1 protein-coding gene is annotated in these 361 nt (G+C 64.3%); it reads left to right on the top strand.

The features are described from left to right. Nucleotides 1–346 (top strand): transposase (locus KHP60_RS25345; protein ID WP_249689055.1); only part of this gene is annotated, 346 nt, incomplete at its 5' end. Between the last annotated feature and the right edge of the window lie 15 nt (nucleotides 347–361).

Here is a 361-nt window from a genome sequence, read left to right as displayed (position 1 = left end):
GGAGCAATGGGCCTCGGTGGCTGATGCCCTGCGTGAACGCTGTCCCAAGCTGGTCGAGTTGATGGACCGCTCGCGCGAGGAGGTGCTGGTCTACATGAGCTTTCCGCGCGAGCACTGGGGTCAGATTGCCTCGACCAACCCGCTCGAGCGGCTCAACGGCGAGATCAAACGACGGGCGGATGTGGTGGGGATCTTTCCCAACGACCGGGCGGTGATCCGGCTGGTGGGAGCCCTGATGCTGGAGCAGAACGATGAATGGGCGGTGAGCCGGCGCTACATGTCGCTGGAAAGTCTGAGCGCGTTGAGCGATGATCCCGTTCGCAGGCTGTCAGCCGTGACCGCCTGAGCAACCCGGCTCAGC

The sequence above is a fragment of the Microvirga sp. 3-52 genome (assembly GCF_018383585.1).
In the GTDB taxonomy this organism is placed as follows: Bacteria; Pseudomonadota; Alphaproteobacteria; order Rhizobiales; family Beijerinckiaceae; genus Microvirga.
The sequence above is the reverse complement of the archived record's forward strand: the minus strand, read 5'-3'. Positions and strand labels throughout refer to the sequence as shown.